Consider the following 16,906-nt stretch of genomic DNA (forward strand, 5'->3'; position numbering starts at 1 on the left):
GGGCATGTCCGGTGCGGCCGGGCCGGATTCCCGGCTTGAGGTGTTCGTGCTGCCCGGAATCGGCGAGATCCACGCCGGCGACGACCTAGCCGCGATCATCCTTGCTGCGGCAGGCGCCCTGCTCGCCGATGGCGACATCCTCGCCGTGACCAGCAAGATCGTCTCCAAGGCCGAGGGCCGCCAGGTCGCCGCGACCGACCGGGAGCAGGCGATCACCGACGAGACCGTGCGCGTGGTGGCGACCCGCGCACATCCGGGCGGCGTGACCCGCATCGTTGAGAACCGGCAGGGCCTGGTGATGGCCGCCGCCGGGGTCGACGCCAGCAACGTGGCCGCCGGCACCGTGCTGCTGCTGCCGGTCGACCCGGATGCCTCCGCCCGCGCCCTCTGCGCCGCCGTGCGGGAGGCCACCGGGCTGCGGGTTGGCGTGCTCATCACCGACACCGTGGGCCGTCCCTGGCGGGACGGCCAGACCGACATCGCCATCGGCGCGGCGGGTGTGGCGGTGCTCGACGACCTGCGCGGCACGGCGGATGCGCACGGTCGCCGGCTCGACGTCACCGTCGCCGCGGTCGCGGACGAGATCGCCGGGGCCGCCGACCTCATCAAGGGCAAGACCAGCGGCAACCCCGTGGCCGTGCTGCGCGGGCTCGCACAGCTGGTGGGCCCGATCGACGCGGGCGATCGCGGCGCCCGGCGCCTGCTGCGCGATAGCGCGAACGACATGTTCCGCGTCGGCAGCGCAGAGGCCTACGCGGAGGGGTACGCGGCCGGGCTGGCGGCGGCGGCGGGTGCACTCGCATCTGCATCTGCGCCAGCACCAGCGTCAACGCCCGCATCCGCATCCGAATCCGCATCCGAATCCGAATCCGAATCCGCATCCGAATCCGAATCCGCATCCGAATCCGCACCCGCATCCGCTGCGTTGCGCGAGCCAACGGGAGCAGAAGATGTTGCCGAGTTGCGGCAAAACGCCCCTTCAACGCTCCCGAACGGGAAGGATGCGGCAACTCGCGAAATTCCGTCCGCCGAGTTGCGGCAAACTCCTCCTTCCGAGCTCCCCACGGGGCACTTCGCGGCAACTCGCGAGACGCCCGCGGGTGACTTGCCAGTTGGAGCCCCTTCCGCAGCCGCCAATGGGCCTCAAGTGGCAACTCGAGTCGGATCCGCGGGTGAGGTGGCAGTTGCGGCCCCTTCAGACGGCGCGAATGGGCCTGAAGTGGCAACTCGCGGAACCGTATCCTGGTGAGCTGGGTGTGCGTGGTGCCCGTGAAGGGCAGTGCACGCGCCAAGAGCCGGCTGGGTGAGCTGCCCGAGCCCTTCCCCGCGCGCGGTGCACTCGCCGAGGCCTTCGCGCTCGACACCGTGGCGGCGCTGCTCGCGGCCCCGATGGTGCAGCGGGTCATCGTGGTGACCGCCGACCCCGCTGCCGCCGGGCCGTTGGCCGCCCTGGGCGCTCAGATCGTGCCTGAGTCGCCGCAAACCTCCCCATCGGATGCCGCGAAGGGGCACGTCGCGGCACCTCGCGACCCGCTCAACGCCGCCATCGCCGAGGGTGTGCGGGTGGCTCAGGAGCTGTATCCGCAGAGCAACATCGCCGTACTCACCGGAGACCTGCCCGCCCTCACGGTGGCGGATGTCGAGATGACCCTCGCCGCCGCATCCGCCCACGATCGTGCCATGGTCGCCGACGAAGAGGGCACGGGCACCACCACTCTGCTCGCCCGAGCCGGCCTGCGCCTGGTGCCGAGGTTCGGTCCCGGTTCCCGCGCCGCGCACGAGGCGGCCGGTCACGTGCCGCTGGACATGCCCGCCACGGCGTCGATCCGCCGCGACGTCGACACCGTCGCCGACCTCGCCGAGGTGCTGCGCCGCGGCGTCGGAGCGCACACCAGCGCCCTGATCGCGCTGTCGCAGCCCATGCCGACGGAAACCCCTGACCGGCCCGGTCCGACCGCGTGACCTACGCGCGGGTTGCCGCCATCATTCTGATCGTCCTCGGCCTCCTTGCCGCCGTCACCGGCGCGGCGTTCTCCTACGCGACAGGCGTCGCAAAAGGTGCAGACCACGGCTGCCTCGTCGAAGGGCCGTATTCCCCGCTCGCCGATGTATCGGAACGTTCGGACATCGTCGCCGGCAGCTTCTCGATCTGGCCGCTGGGCCGCTCCTGCGCCTGGGACAGGGCGGACGGCACGGGAACGGTTGTGGCTGGGCCGGGCTGGGGCGAGACGGTCTTCGTCGTCGGCGCGCTCGGGGTGAGCGTCGTGGGCGTAGGGCTGCTGGCGACGCGGCGTGGCCGGGCGACCCGGCCGACCGAGCCAGGCTCGCCGGGTGACTGAACCCTGGGCGATTGACATTGACGCAGGAGCCTGTGAGGCTCGACCTGAATCAATGTTCATCTTAATTTCCCGATTGGCCAGCAAATCTAGCCAGGAATGACGTCGTCTCGTCACACCCGGCCGGCACAGCCGAACCGATCGCGTCGGATGGCCGGCAGGGGAGCTACGAGCCACTCCTTACCTGGAGGGCCTTGCGCCATACCTACTTTTCAGTTGGGTGCCGACGGCAATTGTCATCACAATTGTCGGGCTCATCCGCTTCAAGCGCGCAGAACGAAGAAGTCGCTGAGGAGATCGAGGTCAGCGCTCACTTATCGGACGCACCGTCGCGGCCAGCGCGGCGAGCACGTCGGCCGGGGTGGCCGCCATCTCGATGGAGGCGCGGAACGAGGGCTTCATCAGACTGCGGGACAGTTGGGCCAGCACCCGCAGGTGTTCGGTGCCGGCACCCGATTCGGGTACCGCGATCATGAAGATCAGGTGGGCCGGCGCCTCGTCGAGCGAGTTCCAGTCCACGCCGTTGCGGCTGCGGGCGAAGGCGAGCACCGGGCAGGTGGCGGCGTCGGTGGTCGCGTGCGGGATGGCGATGCCGTCACCGATCCCGGTGGTGCTGATGAGCTCACGCTCAAGCGCGGCGCGCACCACGGCGTCCTCATCGACGACGCGGCCGGTCGCGGCCATGAGCCGGGCGAGCCGACGGATGACGGCGTCCCGGTCGGCGTCGTCGACATCGAGCACGATGGTGCGGTCGTCGATGTAGTCCAGCACGGTCTTCGGGTGCACCTCCCCAGCAGCCGCGGCGTCCGGTGCACCGCCCGCAGCAGCGCCCGCCGCACCGGCAGCGCCCGCAGGCTCCCCGGAATCCGCGGTAACGATCTCGCGGGCGTCGGCCGTCGTCGCGGCGACACCTTCGTCATCCGCGGACCGGCTCTTGCGCACCCAGCGCGCGATGAACAGCACCACCACGAGCACAACGACAAGTACGACGATGACAAGCGCGGTGGAGGCGTCAGCAGGGATCGCGGGCATGGTGCGGTGTCCCTTCAGACGTGGCCGGGCGGCGGCTGGCCCGAGGGCCGTGGCGCGGCTGCCATCCGGGCGACGGATGCGGCAGCCTGCCCAGCGTACAGTCTGCCCCTGGCAGGGCCGAGTGACTTTCGGCCCTGCCAGAGGCAGAGCACCCGCCCGGGCATCCGCCGTCGGGCTACTCCCTCATCAGCATCGCCTGGGCCTCGCGCTCGAGGTCCACATACGGTTCGCCGCTCACGTCGACGGCCACCCGGTGGATGGTGCCGCCCGTGAACGTCCACGGCGCGGTGCCGGCGTACCCGGTGACGGCCTCGCCGCTGTCCCGCCCCACGCTGAGGCCCTCGCCCGCGATGGAGAACTTGGCCGGTTGCGTCTTGATACGCCCCTCACCCACCTTCGTGTCGCCGTAGTACAGGCTCAGGATGCCCGTGGCCACGTGCGGCGGGTCCTCGCCGTCCTTGTCGAAGGAGGCCGACAGGATCAGGTTCTCACCGAGCGGCAGGTCGACGTCCGCGTCGATCATCTGCTCGAACAGGCCCACGAAGTTGTTCACGTAGTGCAGCCGGTTGTCGGCCACATAGAGGGCGTGGCCGCCGAACCGGGAGCCCTGCGCGTAGAGCACCCCCTCGGCGCCGGGCGCGGGCAGGTCGACGAGCGCCCCGATCACGAACGACCGGTTGCGCAGGTTCACCGCCTGGGACTCGGGCACCTCCGCGGTGTTCGGGTAGTAGACATACCGGTTGCGCGGAGGGGAGAGCACCGGCCTCGGGGTGACGGAGATTTCGAACGCCGACCTGTCGTCCAGGGGGAACGCCCCGTTCGCGCCGGCCTCGGCGAACCACAGGTTCTCCAGTTCACGCACCTTTTCCGGATACTCGGCCGCCAGGTTGTGCAGCTCGCCGCGGTCCACATCGGTGTGGTAAAGCTCCCACTCGTCCTCGTTGAAGTGACTCCAGCCGCTCAGAGTAGGGTGCGTCGTGATGGCCTTCCACCCGTCGTGCCAGACCGCGCGGGAACCCAGCATCGAGTAGAACTGGGTGCGGCGGGTGGTCGGGGCGTCGGCATCCGCGAAGCCGTAGCGCATGCTGACGCCGTCGATGTGGCTCTGCACGTGCCCCTTGAGGCGTTCGGGCGCATGCACGCCGAGCACGTCAAGGATGGTCGGCACAATGTCGACGGCATGGTGGTACTGCTCGCGTAGCTCGCCGCGGGCGGGCATCCCGGCCGGCCAGGAGATCACGCAGGGGTCGCAAGTGCCGCCGTTGAACTCGTAGCGCTTCCACATCTTGAACGGGGTGTTGAACGCCATGGCCCAGCCGTTCGGATAGTGGTTGTAGGTAGCGGTGGTGCCGAGCTGGTCGAGCATGGAGAGGTTGTCGGCCATCTCGTCGGGGATGCCGTTGGCGAACTTCATCTCGTTGACCGAGCCGTTCGGACCGCCCTCGCCGCTGGCGCCGTTGTCTGAAACCACGATGACCAGGGTGTTCTCGCGCTCGCCGAGCTCGTCGAGGTAGTCGAGCAGCCGGCCGATCTGGTGGTCTGCGTGCGAGAGGAAGCCCGCGTAGACCTCGGCCATGCGGGCGAAGAGGCGCTGCTCGTCGGCGGAGAGTGAGTCCCACGGGCGGGTGAGGTCCATCAGCGGGAATGGCTGGCCATCGGGGCCGGAGCGGGTTTCCGGCGTGCCGAGCGGGTTCAACGGCGGCAGCTCCGTGTCGGCCGGCACGATGCCCATCTCCTTCTGCCTGGCCAAGGTCTCTTCCCGGATCGCCTCGTAACCCATGTCGAACCGGCCCCGGTACTTGTCGGCCCACTCCTTGGGCGCGTGGTGCGGCGCGTGCGCGGCTCCGGGGGCGTAGTAGAGGAAGAACGGCTTCTCCGGGGCGATCACCTTGGAGTCCTTGATGAACTCGATGGCCTTGTCGGTGATGTCGACCGAGAAGTGATAACCGTCCTCGGGAAGCGCGGGCTGGTCGACCGGGTGGTTGTCGTAGACCAGCTCGGGGTACCACTGGTTGGTCTCAGCACCGAGGAAGCCGTACCAGCGTTCGAAGCCGCGCCCGGTGGGCCAGTTGCGCCGAGTGGAGGCCACGTTCATCTCGTCGTCGGGGCAGAGATGCCACTTGCCCACCATGTAGGTGTTCCAGCCGAGTTCGCCCAGGATCTCTGGCAGCATCCCGTTCTCCGGCGGGATGGTGCCGCTCGCGTTCGGGAACCCGATAGCGGCCTCGGTGATGCAGGCCATGCTGTTGCGGGTGTGGTTGCGCCCGGTGAGCAGGCACGAGCGGGTGGGTGAGCAGAGCGCCGTCGTGTGCCACTGGGTGTAGCGCACCCCGGCATCCGCAACCCGGTCGATGTTCGGGGTCAGGATCGGCCCGCCGTAACCGGACATGGCCGAGAATCCCACGTCGTCGAGCACGATGTAAACCACATTGGGGGATCCGGCGGGGGCCTTGGGCGGTTCGAACGGCGCCCAGTCCGGCTCCGAATCGCGGATGTCGACGTTGATGATGCCTCTGAACGGTACGGGCATGGGGTTCTCCGTTTCACAGCGGATGTTCACGATGGAGGGAGCCGCCCCACGAAGGGCCCACACGTCGGCGGACGCCGACGCGAGCGACTGTATATCCGCTCTCGCCCCTCTTCAAGGCGGCGGCGACGGATGCTCAGGCCAGCGCGACTGTGCGGAAGCCCACGTTGCCGGCAGCCGAGTCGGCGGTGTTCGAGGCCCGGGCCGAGTTGCGGTACCGGTTGCAGTAGGAGTCGTGGCAGAGGTACGAGCCGCCCCGCATCGAGCGTTGCTCCCCGCTGGCGGGCCCGGCCGGGTTGTGGGCGGGGGAGGCGGCGTAGTAGCCCTCGACCCACCAGTCGGCGCACCACTCCCAGACATTGCCGACGCTCTGCCACAGCCCGTACCCATTCGGCTCGAACTCGCGCACGGGAGCGGTGGTCAGCCAGCCGTCCGCCAGGGTGTTCACCGCGGGAAACCGGCCCTGCCAGATGTTGCAGCGCTGTCCCTCGTCCCACTCGTCGCCCCAGGGATACCGGGCGCCGGCCAGGCCGCCGCGAGCCGCGCACTCCCATTCGGCCTCGGTGGGCAGCCGTCGGCCGGCCCAGGCGCAGTAGGCCCGCGCGTCGTTCCAGCTCACCTGCACCACCGGATGCTCAGCCAACCCGGCCAACGACGAGAGCGGCCCGGCCGGATGAGCCCAGTCGGCGCCGCGCACGCCCAACCACCACGGGGTCTGCGGCGGCTGCCCCACCACATCGTCAAGGTCGGCCGCCAGCGCCAGGTGGAACACCGCCGAATAGCCGAACACCTCCGACTCGGTGCGGTACCCGGTGTCGGCGATGAACCGGGCGAAGGCGGAGTTGGTGACCGTGGTCGCATCGATCGAGAAGGCATCCACCCACACCTCGTGCACGGGCGTCTCGCCGTCGCCGGGGTTGCCCGCGCCGTCGGCGTCACCCATCCGGAAGGCCTGGCCGGGCACGGCCGCCTGCTCGATATCGTGCCGGCTACCGGTCGACGTCGCGGCGTCCACAGGCGCGACCTCGCTGTCGCCCCGTGCCTTGTCGGCGACGGATGCGTCGACGAATATGTCGTGTGTGGGAGCGCAACAGCCGTGCCCTTCGATCGTCACGCACAGACCCTAGCGCGCTACCCCGATGACGACGACCCTGCTCCCCGTCGGTGCCCGACCGGCCCGTTCGGCCCGCCCGTGGATAGCGAGGTGCCCGTGAAAGGCTCCCGACACGCCGGTCGAGCCGGTCGACGCTGTGCTGGGCCTGTCGTCGTAGACGACGGTGACTACCTCGTCGGTCGAGGTTGTCGAGACCCGATGAGGTGCCGGGGTTACGTGCTGCTCGGCGGGTGGTGGCTGGGCATCTCGATGAGTGTTTGGCCGGGGTCGATGGTGGCGGGTGGGCGCAGCCAGTAGGTGCCGGTGTTCTCGAGGATTTGCCAGCCTTGGTTGTGGAGCAGCATGTGGTGGGCGTGGCAGAGCAGGATGCCCTGGTTGATGTCGGTGCGGCCGTGGTCGCGTTTCCAGTGTTGGATGTGGTGGGCTTCGGTGAAGGCGGGTGGTCGGTCGCAGCCGGGCCAGCGGCAGCCGCCGTCGCGGGCGGCGAGGGCGCGGCGTTGGGCCCGGTTGAAGAGGCGTTGTTCGTGGCCGACGTTCAGGGGCCGGCCCAGGTCATCGACGGTGATCTGGATGGTGGCCGAGTCGCAGATGAGGCGTTCGATGGTTTCTTGGGAGACGGGTGCGGTGTTGCCTTCGAGGTAGCCGTGGCCGGGTTGTCCGGGTTCGCAGACCAGGATGTTGTCGGCGTCGCGGAGGAATCCCGGCGGGAACGGGCTGTCCGGCGGGCAGGGCCCGGTGGATTCCGCCATCCCGGGTGGTCGAGGCTGCCCGGTGGACCCGGTGGACCCGGTGGACCCGGTGGACCCGCTGGATCCGGTGGACCCGGTGGATCCGGTGAACCAGGTGGTACCGGTGGTCTGGGTGGTGTCGCCGGCCGGGTTCGGGGTGGCGGGGGTGCCGCTGGTCGGGTTTTCGATGGCTGCGGGCCGGTCGGTCGGGGCTTCTGTGGCTGCGGGCCGGTCGGCCGGGGTTTCTGTGGCTGCGGGGCGGGCTGCGGGGGCGCGGGTGGTGAGGATCTGCACGGTGGGGCGGCGGCCGCCGAGCATCTCGTTCGGGTTGATGGTGGTGCCGGCCTCGATCAGGTCGATGAAGCCGTCGCAGGTGATCTGTTCGGTGCTGCGGGGGTCGTTCTGGACGCGTTTGGCCCAGGCGGCGCGTTCGGTGTCGACGAAGCGCACGCCGCCGCGGCGGGGGCTGGTGAGGCTGTCGAAGGTGGCCTTGATGAATTCGCCCTGTTCCGGTGGGAACAATCCGTCGACCCGCACCTGGCCGGTGTTCAGGGTCCAGATGCGCAGGTAGCGGTCGTCCCAGGCTTTCTGTTCCCGCACCCGGATGCCGGCTTCGTCGAGGCTGTCGCGGGTCTGCCGGGCGCGTTTGAGGAGTTGGTCCACGTTCATCGTCCCGGCGTCGGCGAGTAACCCCTCCAGGGCGTCGGCGAGGACCGGTGCGGTGACGACGGTGTCGATGTCGCCCAGGCCGGTGCGGATCGCGTGGGCGGCATCGACGGAGAGGGTACCGGCGTTCACCGCGCGGCTGATCGGCGCGTGCCACGGCGCCGGCAGCAGGGGAGTGGCCGGTTCGAGCGCGTCCGCGTCGGGGCCAAGGGCGGGGTCGAGGGCCGTGTCGGCGAGCTGGCGGGCTGCCTCAGCTTCGGCTTCGGCGGCCTGTATCTCGGCGGCTTCGGCCTCGGCGAGCATCTGGCCGACGCCGACGAGTTTGCGGGACTCGACCTTGCTCGCACCGGTCAACTCCTGGATCAGGGCTTCGGGGGAGAGGAAGCCCTGCTTCTTCGCCAAGCCCGCCTGGCCCAGCTCCCACCGGGACCGGTGAGCGAGGGTCTTCGCCATCCACGCTTTGCGGGTGTCCAACTCGCGTTGGGCGCGGGCGAGGGTCTGCTGCCCGGCCAACACGTCGGCATCCGACAGGGCGTCGTAATCGGCACTCGAACAGCCCAACCGGGCCACATTCGCCGCCGCGACCACGAGGCCGTCGCCACCGCCCACAGCAGCATCGACAGCCCCTTCGACAGCGATCGCAGCACCCCGGTCAGTGGTCCCTGCAGCAGCACCCGTTGCGGCACGAAAATCACCGTCGGGAGGGTTCCCGACGGTGAACGTGTCTGCGATGCTCGACCGGATTGCCATGCCCCGAATCTAGCCCGATATCGCATCCTTGTGTGAGCAAAACTCAACGTGTGGATAAGTTTTTTGGGGCCCCGATCCCAGTCCTGGTGTGGCGCGCCAGCACCACAGTCACGCACATCCGTGAACCCGGTCCAGCATGTGCATAACTCCTTCAATTTTCCTCTTACCGAGCCGAGGGCCCCGGAGTTCCTCGCCCGGATTCCCCGGGCGGCTACGAGCGCAGGAGTTAGGCATCACCAGAAGTGTGGGGCGAAATTTCCGCCGGGGAAGAACCGAGCCCTGATCACGGCGCGAGGAACGTGGAGGATTCGGGGTTAGGGTCGATACGTGTCCGGTACACCGCTCCCCGTACCCTTCGTCAGGCTTCAGGCCGGTGAAGTGCCGGCTTTGCCTGCCCCGCACACGGATGCGCCGCTCGTCGACACCCTCAACCGGCCGCTGCACGACCTGCGCCTCTCCGTCACCGACCGGTGCAACTTCCGCTGCGTGTACTGCATGCCCAAGGAGGTCTTCGGCAAGGACTTCGCTTTCATGCCGCGCGACGAGATGCTCTCGTTCGAGGAGATGACCCGTCTGGCCCGCATCTCGGTGGCGCACGGCGTGGAGAAGATCCGGCTCACCGGCGGCGAGCCGCTGCTGCGGAAGGGCCTCGAAGAACTCATCGCGATGCTAGCCGAACTGCGCACGCCGGCCGGCCGGCCGGTCGACATCGCCCTCACCACCAACGGTTCGGCCCTGGCGATGAAGGCGCAGGCGCTCAAGGACGCCGGCCTCAAGCGGGTGACCGTGTCCCTCGACTCGCTCGATGACACGACCTTCCGCGCCATGAACGACGTCAACTTCCCGGTCGCCCGCATCCTGGCCGGCCTCGACGCCGCGCACGCCGTGGGCCTCGGCCCGATCAAGATCAACATGGTGGTCAAGCGCGGCCAGAACGACCACGACATCGTCAACATGGCCCGCTACTTCAAGGGGACCCCCTACATCCTGCGCTTCATCGAGTTCATGGACGTGGGCACGAGCAACGGCTGGGACATGGCCGCCGTGCTGCCGTCCAGCGAGGTGCGCGACCGCATCCACGCCGAACTGCCGCTCGAAGAAGTGGCCCCCAACTACACCGGCGAGACCAGTCGGCGCTGGCGCTACCTCGACGGCGAGGGCGAGATCGGCCTCATCTCCAGCGTCACCCAGTCGTTCTGCCACACCTGCTCGCGCGCCCGCGTCTCCACCGACGGCAAGCTCTTCACCTGCCTGTTCGCCAGCGAGGGCCACGACCTGCGCGCGCTGCTCCGCGACGGCAGCACCGACGAGCACCTCTCCGCCGCCATGGGCGCCATCTGGCGCCAGCGCACCGACCGCGCCTCGCAGCTGCGCAGCGCCCAGACCGGCGCGGTGCGCTCCTCCGGCCGCAAGAAGATCGAGATGTCCTACATCGGCGGATGAGCATAGCCCCGCCAGCATTTAAACGCACGCTGCTACTCTAAAATCATGGTTTCGACCGATCTGAGTGCCGCCCGGCACGCCGCCCTGGCCAGTGAGCCACGGCGCCGGGCCCTGGCGCTGCTCAGCGACTCCGCCCTCCCGCTGGAGGTGGGCGCCGTTGCCACGGCCCTCGGGCTGCACGTCACCACGGCCCGCTTCCACCTCGAGCAACTCGAGGCCGCCGGACTCGTGGAGCGCCAGGTCGCCCGGGCCGGCCAGCGCGGCCGCCCGCGCGTGCTGTTCAGCGCGGCAGTGGTTCCAGTGCCTGCCGATGAGGCTCAACAGCAGCTCACCCAGGCCCTCGCCGCGGTGATCGGTGAGGACGCCGACGGCGGCCGCGCCCGCGCGGTCCGTGCCGGCGAACGCTGGTCGGCGCAGTACGAGACGGTCGCCGCGGCTGCCGCCGGTGCCGCATCCACACCAGGCCTCCCGGCCGCCGCCGCATCCGCCGACGACGTAACGGATGCCGCACCAGGCGCGGACCTCGTGCCGCCCTTGATGCGGGTGCTCACCGAGATCGGTTTCGAGCCCGAGCTGCGCGCCGACGAGCGCACCATCGCCTTGCCCGCCTGCCCCTTCCGGGCCGAGGCGCGAGCCAACCCCGACGTGGTCTGTTCCGTGCACCTCGGCCTCATGAAGGGCCTCGCGCGCTCCCTCGGACACGACGCCACGGGTATCCGCCTGCAGCTCTTCGTGCAGCCGACCCTGTGCCTCGTGCATCTTCCCGCCCCCGTCGCGAACTGAGACTCAGGCCCCAGAAATCGCCCGAAAGTGGGGCTCAGCTCAGAGTTCGCGAGGGTTGCGGGCGGGTGGGGAGTTCTGGCAGTGCCGAGGTGCGGCGGCGGTGGGCGATCATGGCCGCGACCCGGTCGACCAGCACGCCGAGGCAGAGGGCGAGCACGACGCCGATAGTGGCACCGAGCATCGGCTGGTCCCGGAACGCGTTGCCGGCCAGGACGCCGATGAGCACGGAGTAGACCGCCCAACAGGCTCCGGCCAGCACAGTGAGCGGCCAGAAACGCCGGTGCGGCAGGCCGGTCGCGCCGGCCGTCATGTTCACGGCGACGCGGCCCACCGGGATGTACCGGGCCACGAGGAGCAGGCTGGCCGGACGTCGGGCGAGGCCACGGCCCGCCCGGTCGAGCGCGGCGGCGGTGCGGCGGCCGCGCATCCAACGGAACCGATCGACACCGATCCGGCGACCCAACCAGTAGGCGATGTTGTCCCCCACGGCGGCGCCGACGGCCGCCAGCACCACGATCACCACGGGATTGGGCGTTCCTGCGCTGACACCGAGCGCGGCTGCGACCACAACGATGCTCTCGCTCGGCACCGGCGGGAAGAAGCCGTCGATCACGACCACGGCGAACACCACGAGGTAGACCCAGGGCGAGCTCACGGCAGCGAGCAGGAAGTCGGTGAGCAGGTCCATGGGGTCGATTCGATCGGGTGCCGATGCGCGGGATGCGTTACTTCGAGGCTAGAAAATCCCTCGCGAAACGGCGTCCACCCTGGGTGCCCTGCGGGTCATCCCCGGGAATGACATCCCGGTCGCCGCCCGGCGGACCCCCGGCCGCCCGACCGTCAGGCGACGTAGGCCGACACGTCCACCTGCGTGCTGACATCCACGTAGACCTCGCCGTCGACGATGGTGAGCGGATACACCGGCACCGGTTCCGACGCCGGCAGGGTGCGCGCCCGCCCGGTGGCCAGCTCGAACCGGCCGCCGTGCGCCCAGCACTCCAGGTCGTCGCCCTCGACGAAGCCGTCCGAGAGCGAGATGTCGGCGTGCGAGCACATGTCGCCCAGCGCGAAGCAATTGCCGGCGCTGTCTTTCACCAGTGCCACCGCCACGCCGTCGACGATCACCTTGATCGCTTCGCCGAGCTCCAGCTCGGATTCCGCGCACACCCTGGTTGGCACCTGCTCCTCATTCCCGCCGTCCTCGTGGGTCGGCATCCGTTGTCGACGTAGGTCTAACGTCCTAATTGAAAGGATAGCTTTCCTCTAAAGTGGGCCCATAGGGTCGTCCGACCCACCCGAGGAGGAACCATGACCGCCGAACCGATCATCCTGTCGTCCAGCCGTCCGGGTGACGTCGATGAGACAGCAGATCCCTCCGCCTGCGCCTGCGGCCACGAGGATGCCGAGACCATCGTGCTCGACGCCCGCACCATCCCGCACGCCATCCGTCACGCCACGATCTTCGGCGCACTCGAGGTCATCCGGCCCGGTTTTGCCCTCGACCTGATCGCCCCGCACGACCCGCTGCCGCTGCTCGCGCAGCTCGAGCGCACCCACCCGGGCGCTTTCACAGTGTCCTATCTCGAGCGCGGCCCGGAGGCCTGGACCATCCGCCTCACCCGCGCGCAGTAACGCCGCCTGCCGCGCCCGCCCATGACCGCGCTCAGCCCCCTCCGTCGCACCGGCAGCGCCGCGCGCGGCACCGGCCCGGCGGCGCGGCCGCGGGTGACCGCGCGGCTCGGCTTCCTGCTACTCGGCGGCATCGCCCTGCTGGCCGGGCTGGACGGCGCCCTGCAACTCCTCGGTCTGACCGCGCCAGTCACCAGCGAGCGGCTCACCGAGGTGCACGGCCCGCTGATGGTGTTCGGCTTCGTCGGCACCGTGGTGGTGCTCGAACGGGCCGTTGCCGTGCGCCGCGCCTGGGCCTATCTCGCTCCCGGGCTGCTCGGCGCCGGTGGCATCGCGCTCATCTCACCGCTGCCCGTGGTCGTGGGCCAGGTCGCCCTGGTCGGCGGCTGCGTCATATTGCTGGCCATCTACGCCGAGATCTGGCGCAAGCAGGGGTCGGTCTCCACCGCGGTGCAGGTGCTCGGCGCCCTGAGCGGGCTGATGGCCACGGTCTTCTGGCTGCGCGGCATCGGCATCCCGCAGCTCGCACCGCTGCTCGTCCTCTACCTGGTGCTCACCATCGCCGGCGAACGCCTCGAACTCTCACGCATCTCGCCCACAGTGAACCGCCGGGCCGAACAGTGGATGCTGGGCATCACCCTCACCCTCAGTTTCGGCTCGGTCGTGGCCCTGGTCTGGCCCGTCGCCGGGTACCCCCTGCTGGGCGTCGGCGTGCTGGCGCTGGTGGCCTGGCTGTTCCGGCACGACATCGCCACCCGTATGGTGCGCTCCACAGGACTGCCCCGCTACATGGCCTGCTGCCTGCTGGCCGGCTACGGCTGGTTGCTGGTGGTGGGCGGCATCTGGCTGCTGCGGGGCCCGGTCTACTCCGGCCCCGCCTACGACGCCATGATGCACGCCGTGTTCCTGGGTTTCGTGATGTCGATGATCATGGCGCACGCGCCCACGATCCTGCCCGCCGTGCTGCGCCGGCCGCTGCCCTACCGGCCGGTGATGTACCTGCCGGCGGCGCTGCTGCACGTCTCCCTGCTCACCCGGCTGCTGCTCGGCGACGCCTACGGCAGGCCGGTGCTGGTGCAGTGGGGCGGGGTGTTCAACATCGTCGCCGTGCTGCTGTTCGTGGGTGTGGCGGTCGTCTCGGTGCTGCGCGGCACCACATCCCTTCTGCGGGGGCCGCTCTCATGAAGGACAAGCTCTGGCACATCGTCTCGGGCAGCCTGGTGCCCGCCTGGCTGGCCGCCGCGGTGATCCTTACGGTGGTGCACCGCCAGCTCCCGTCGTCGGGCTGGTTGCTGGTGCACCTGGTCTTGCTGGGCGCGGTGAGCACGGCCATCCTGATCTGGAGCCAGCACTTCGCCGACACCCTGCTGCGCCGGAAGGCCCTCGGCCACCGGCTTTCGCTCGGGCTTCGCCTGAGCACGCACACTGTGGGCGCCGTGCTGGTGATGGCAGGCGTGGTGGCCGGCTGGTTCCCGCTCGTGCTGGTCGGCGGCATCCTGGTGGGGCTGAACGCCCTCGCCCATGCCGGCGTGATCGTGAGCCAGTCCCGCGGCGCACTGCCGGGCCGGTTCGCCCCGCTCGTGCGGTATTACGTCGTCAGCGCCGTGATGCTTGCGGCCGGCGTGACCCTGGGCATCCTGATGGCGCGGCTCGACGGTGGCGGCGAATCCTACGAACGCCTGTTCATCGGCCACCTCGGCCTCAACCTGCTCGGCTGGGTGGGCCTCACCGTGATCGGCACCATCGCGCTGCTCTGGCCCACCGTGCTGCACACCCGCGTCGACGGCGCCACGGTGGCCGCCGGCAGCACGCTGGCCGTGCTGACGGGTGGGCTCGGCCTCATCGCGCTCGGCTGCCTGGCCGACCTGCGCCTGGTCGTGGCGCTCGGTGTGCTCGTCTACCTGGTGGCGCTGGGCCGGGTGCTGTGGGAGGGCATCGGGCACCTGCGCCGGGCGCCCGCCGTGACGTTCGCCGCCTGGAGCCTGGGCGCGGCGCAACTCTGGTTCGCGCTGTGCACCCTCGGTTTCGGCCTGCGGGTGGCCCTCGCCCCCAGCTGGACGGCCGCGGCCGCCGGCGTCGAGACCCTGGTGCCGTATTTCGCGGTCGGCTTCGCCGCGCAGATCCTGCTCGGCGCCCTCAGCCACCTGGTGCCGGTGGTGCTCGGCGGCGGCCCTGCCGCCCTCAAGGCCACGGCGGCCGAGCTCGACCGGGCCGGCCTGTTTCGGGTCGTGGTCGTCAACGGCGCTCTGGGCCTGTCGCTGCGCCCCGTCTCCAGCACCCTCACGGTGGCACTGTCGGTGCTGGTCGTGGCCACCCTCGCGAGCTTCCTGGTGCTGTTCGCCCGGGCCCTCCGCGCCAACCGGCGGGTACGCGCGCTGCCCCTGGTGCGCGTCGCGCCCGGCGAACGGCCGACTCCGGGCGAGCGGCCGCGCAGCACCGGGCGGATGCTCGCGGCCGCGACCGCGCTGCTGCTCACGGTCACCGTGGGTATCGTGGCCGACCCGGCCTCGGTGGGCCTGTCCACGGTGTCCACCCAGGCCGCCGCAGCCGGTTCCGCCGCCGCGACCGGGCACACCACCACGGTGGCCGTGGACATGGTCGGCACCCGTTTCGTGCCTGACCGCGTCGAGGTGCCGGTGGGCGACGACCTCGTGATCACCCTCACCAACCGCGACGAGATGACCCACAACCTGGTGCTCGAGTCCGGTTTCGTCTCGGGGTCGCTCGACCCCGGCGCCACCGAGAGCGTGGCCGTGGGCGTCATCGGCGCCAGTGTGGACGGTTGGTGCTCGATCGCCGGGCACCGGCTGCTCGGTATGACGATCAGGATCGTGGCGGTCGGCGGCAGTGATTCAGCCGCAGGCAGCGAATCGAGCGGTGGTGCGGCCGCCGACGGCGAGGACACGACGATGGACGGCATGGACGGCATGTCCGCGGATGGCGGCCACACCGGCCACGCCAGTGCGGCCGGAGCATCCGCCGCCGCCGACCTCGACCCGATGGCAGAGCCCGATGCCGGCTTCGAGGCGCGGGATGCCGCGCTGCCGCCTGCTCCAGGCGTCACCGTGCACCGCCAGACCCTGGTGGTGCGGGACCTCAAGACCGAGGTGGCACCCGGCGTGACCCAGATGCTGTGGACCTTCAACGGCACCGCGCCCGGCCCCACCCTGCGCGGCACGGTGGGGGATGTCTTCGAGATCACCCTGGTGAACAAGGGCACGGTTGGGCACTCCATCGATTTCCACGCCGGGGGAGTCGCCCCGGATGCCGTGATGCGCACCATCCAGCCCGGCGGGAGCCTGGTCTACACGTTCACCGCCACCCGGTCGGGCATCTGGCTCTACCACTGCTCCACCATGCCCATGTCGGTGCATATCGCCAACGGCATGTTCGGAGCCGTCATCATCGACCCGCCGGGCCTGGCCGCGGTGGACCGCGAATACCTCGTCGTGCAGTCCGAGCTCTATCTCGGCGCGCAGGGCGGCGAGGTCGACGCGCTCAAGGTTGCGGCGCAGACCCCCGACCTGGTCGTCTTCAACGGCTACGCCAACCAGTATGTCGCCCGCCCGCTCACGGCCCGCGTCGGCGAGACGGTGCGCGTCTGGGTGCTGGATGCCGGCCCCAACGTGGGCAGCGCCTTCCATGTCGTCGGCGGCCAGTTCCACACCGTCTACAAGGAGGGCGACTACGTCTTGAAAGACGGCGGCAGCACTGGCACGGGTGGGTCCCAGGTGCTCGACCTCGCCGCGGCGCAGGGCGGTTTCGTCGAGCTCACGTTCGGCCAGGCCGGACACTACCCGTTCGTCAGCCACGTCATGTCGGATGCCGAGAAGGGCGCCCGCGGCATCATCGAGGTGGTGCCGTGAGCGAGCCGGACCGCGTCGGGGTTCAGGCTCCG

At 70.0% G+C, this 16,906-nt stretch carries 13 protein-coding genes and 1 pseudogene; 8 read left to right on the top strand and 6 right to left on the bottom strand.

Annotated elements, in window-relative coordinates; all coding sequences use genetic code 11:
- Positions 1-4: 4 nt before the first annotated feature.
- The 3 genes and pseudogenes from DOE79_RS20925 to DOE79_RS14090 form a co-directional block, all read left to right on the top strand.
- Positions 5-790: pseudogene (locus DOE79_RS20925) on the top strand (coenzyme F420-0:L-glutamate ligase); the annotation flags it as partial.
- Between the two features lie 455 nt (positions 791-1,245).
- Positions 1,246-1,962, top strand: a complete 717-nt coding sequence (cofC, locus tag DOE79_RS14085; protein WP_120339047.1) for a 2-phospho-L-lactate guanylyltransferase — start codon at positions 1,246-1,248, stop codon at positions 1,960-1,962.
- Complete coding sequence (locus DOE79_RS14090) at positions 1,959-2,339, top strand: hypothetical protein (protein ID WP_120339048.1); 381 nt, start codon at positions 1,959-1,961, stop codon at positions 2,337-2,339. The genes cofC and DOE79_RS14090 overlap by 4 nt, the downstream gene beginning before the upstream one ends.
- 300 nt (positions 2,340-2,639) lie before the next feature.
- Here the strand turns inward: DOE79_RS14090 and DOE79_RS14095 are convergent, their stop codons facing one another.
- From DOE79_RS14095 to DOE79_RS21055, 4 genes are all read right to left on the bottom strand, one after another.
- Positions 2,640-3,368: a PTS sugar transporter subunit IIA gene (locus DOE79_RS14095; protein ID WP_120339049.1), complete on the bottom strand. Its 729-nt coding sequence runs from the start codon at positions 3,366-3,368 to the stop codon at positions 2,640-2,642.
- Between the two features lie 175 nt (positions 3,369-3,543).
- Entirely contained in the window at positions 3,544-5,898 is a 2,355-nt protein-coding gene (locus DOE79_RS14100) for an arylsulfatase (RefSeq protein ID WP_120339050.1), read from the bottom strand.
- 133 nt (positions 5,899-6,031) lie between these two features.
- Positions 6,032-7,009, bottom strand: a complete 978-nt coding sequence (locus tag DOE79_RS14105; protein WP_425455649.1) for a formylglycine-generating enzyme family protein — start codon at positions 7,007-7,009, stop codon at positions 6,032-6,034.
- Positions 7,010-7,221: 212 nt separating this feature from the next.
- Positions 7,222-9,153 carry an HNH endonuclease signature motif containing protein gene (locus DOE79_RS21055; protein ID WP_162942757.1) on the bottom strand — a complete coding sequence of 644 codons (1,932 nt, stop codon included), beginning with the start codon at positions 9,151-9,153 and terminating at the stop codon, positions 7,222-7,224.
- 378 nt (positions 9,154-9,531) lie between these two features.
- Between DOE79_RS21055 and moaA the strand changes: the two genes are divergently transcribed.
- Positions 9,532-10,596 carry a GTP 3',8-cyclase MoaA gene (gene moaA, locus DOE79_RS14115; RefSeq protein WP_425455724.1) on the top strand — a complete coding sequence of 355 codons (1,065 nt, stop codon included), beginning with the start codon at positions 9,532-9,534 and terminating at the stop codon, positions 10,594-10,596.
- A gap of 45 nt (positions 10,597-10,641) precedes the next feature.
- Positions 10,642-11,379, top strand: a complete 738-nt coding sequence (locus tag DOE79_RS14120; protein ID WP_120339053.1) for a helix-turn-helix transcriptional regulator — start codon at positions 10,642-10,644, stop codon at positions 11,377-11,379.
- A gap of 34 nt (positions 11,380-11,413) precedes the next feature.
- On the opposite strand, the gene DOE79_RS14125 is transcribed toward DOE79_RS14120, so the two are convergent.
- Both DOE79_RS14125 and DOE79_RS14130 read right to left on the bottom strand, forming a co-directional pair.
- Positions 11,414-12,067, bottom strand: a complete 654-nt coding sequence (locus DOE79_RS14125; protein WP_120339054.1) for a DedA family protein — start codon at positions 12,065-12,067, stop codon at positions 11,414-11,416.
- A gap of 152 nt (positions 12,068-12,219) precedes the next feature.
- Positions 12,220-12,558, bottom strand: a complete 339-nt coding sequence (locus DOE79_RS14130) for a non-heme iron oxygenase ferredoxin subunit (RefSeq protein ID WP_245976949.1) — start codon at positions 12,556-12,558, stop codon at positions 12,220-12,222.
- A 129-nt stretch (positions 12,559-12,687) separates the two neighbouring features.
- Here DOE79_RS14130 and DOE79_RS14135 point away from each other — a divergent pair, with 129 nt between their 5' ends.
- The 3 genes from DOE79_RS14135 to DOE79_RS14145 are packed head-to-tail and all read left to right on the top strand — an operon-like array spanning position 12,688 to position 16,874.
- Positions 12,688-13,011, top strand: a complete 324-nt coding sequence (locus DOE79_RS14135) for a DUF2249 domain-containing protein (protein WP_120339056.1) — start codon at positions 12,688-12,690, stop codon at positions 13,009-13,011.
- Positions 13,012-13,032: 21 nt separating this feature from the next.
- Positions 13,033-14,193 carry a hypothetical protein gene (locus tag DOE79_RS14140; RefSeq protein WP_220094237.1) on the top strand — a complete coding sequence of 387 codons (1,161 nt, stop codon included), beginning with the start codon at positions 13,033-13,035 and terminating at the stop codon, positions 14,191-14,193.
- Positions 14,190-16,874 (top strand): multicopper oxidase domain-containing protein, encoded by a 2,685-nt coding sequence (locus tag DOE79_RS14145; protein WP_120339057.1) that lies wholly within the window; start codon positions 14,190-14,192, stop codon positions 16,872-16,874. The genes DOE79_RS14140 and DOE79_RS14145 overlap by 4 nt, the downstream gene beginning before the upstream one ends.
- Positions 16,875-16,906: the final 32 nt, after the last annotated feature.

Source organism: Cryobacterium soli (assembly GCF_003611035.1).
Classification (GTDB): Bacteria; Actinomycetota; Actinomycetes; order Actinomycetales; family Microbacteriaceae; genus Cryobacterium; species Cryobacterium soli.

What these genes read in the sequence shown, in the direction of transcription:
- DOE79_RS14120 (WP_120339053.1), top strand. Translation starts at nt 10,642, where the DNA reads ATGGTTTCGACCGATCTGAGTGCCGCCCGGCACGCCGCCCTGGCCAGT.
- DOE79_RS14095 (WP_120339049.1), bottom strand. Translation starts at nt 3,368, where the DNA reads ATGCCCGCGATCCCTGCTGACGCCTCCACCGCGCTTGTCATCGTCGTA.
- DOE79_RS14125 (WP_120339054.1), bottom strand. Translation starts at nt 12,067, where the DNA reads ATGGACCTGCTCACCGACTTCCTGCTCGCTGCCGTGAGCTCGCCCTGG.
- DOE79_RS14100 (WP_120339050.1), bottom strand. Translation starts at nt 5,898, where the DNA reads ATGCCCGTACCGTTCAGAGGCATCATCAACGTCGACATCCGCGATTCG.
- DOE79_RS14140 (WP_220094237.1), top strand. Translation starts at nt 13,033, where the DNA reads ATGACCGCGCTCAGCCCCCTCCGTCGCACCGGCAGCGCCGCGCGCGGC.
- DOE79_RS21055 (WP_162942757.1), bottom strand. Translation starts at nt 9,153, where the DNA reads ATGGCAATCCGGTCGAGCATCGCAGACACGTTCACCGTCGGGAACCCT.
- DOE79_RS14135 (WP_120339056.1), top strand. Translation starts at nt 12,688, where the DNA reads ATGACCGCCGAACCGATCATCCTGTCGTCCAGCCGTCCGGGTGACGTC.
- DOE79_RS14145 (WP_120339057.1), top strand. Translation starts at nt 14,190, where the DNA reads ATGAAGGACAAGCTCTGGCACATCGTCTCGGGCAGCCTGGTGCCCGCC.